Source organism: Variovorax sp. P4_D9, assembly GCF_056401695.1.
On sequence record NZ_JBFUIU010001612.1, the window covers coordinates 1 to 891 of the forward strand.

Below are 891 nucleotides of genomic sequence, written 5' to 3' on the forward strand. Positions count from 1 at the left end.
GTGCAGGACTGGCTGATCCAGTCGAAGCGCTCCCGCGAGATCGCCCAGCAGCGTGCCGCGACCGCGGCGCCGGCGGCCACACCGGCGCCCGCTCCGGCACCGACCGCCGAGGCCACCGCCAAGCCGTCCGCAGTCCGCAAGAAGCTCAGCTACAAGGAGCAGCGCGAGCTCGAGACCCTGCCGGCACGGATTGCCGAGCTTGAGGAAGAACAGAAGCGGATCACCGAACTGCTCGAACTCGACGGCGGCGCCATATACGCCACCGATGCCTCGCGTGCGGCCGAGCTCAGCGAGCGCCACGCCCGCATCGACGACGAACTGCTGGTGGCGTTGGAGCGCTGGGAAGCGCTCGGGGCGGCGCGCTAGCGGCGTCTTTGTCCGACGCGGCGTGGGGCCGCGGCACGCTATATATGGCGTTGCCCAGGCTCCCCTCACCTTCCTCGCCGCATGCCTTATCGACACGCCCTCGGACGCCCCGTCGCCCTGTGCCGCAACTTCGGCGTTGCGCTCCTCGTCGCCGTGGGCGTCGCCGCCTGCGCGGAACTGCCGAAGAACGTCGACCGGCCGGTCTCGACCGCACTGGCCTCGCCCGCGAGCAGCCCGCTCGGCGAACTGGTGCAGCAGCGGCGCAAGGCCGCCGGGACGCGCTACGAATCAGGTTTCATCCTGCTCGACGGCCCGGCTGCCGCCTACGGCAGCCGGCTGGCGCTGGTCGAGGGCGCACGCAAGACGCTGGACCTCCAGTACTACACGATCCATGCCGACGCCAGCACGGCGCGGCTGCTGCGCGCGGTGCGCGAGGCGGCCGAGCGCGGGGTCCGGGTGCGCATCCTGCTCGACGACTTCCACAGCACCGGGCGCGACGCGGTCGTGATGCGGATGGCACTGGTG

At 71.6% G+C, this 891-nt stretch carries 2 protein-coding genes; both read left to right on the forward strand.

Annotated features, from left to right (window positions below):
* Positions 1-366, forward strand: a 366-nt coding sequence (locus AC1DY5_RS57260) for an ABC transporter C-terminal domain-containing protein (protein ID WP_478122978.1), incomplete at its 5' end; no start/stop codon positions are given.
* Between the two features lie 81 nt (positions 367-447).
* A partial coding sequence (locus AC1DY5_RS57265; protein WP_478122979.1) for a phospholipase D-like domain-containing protein occupies positions 448-891 on the forward strand: 444 nt, incomplete at its 3' end.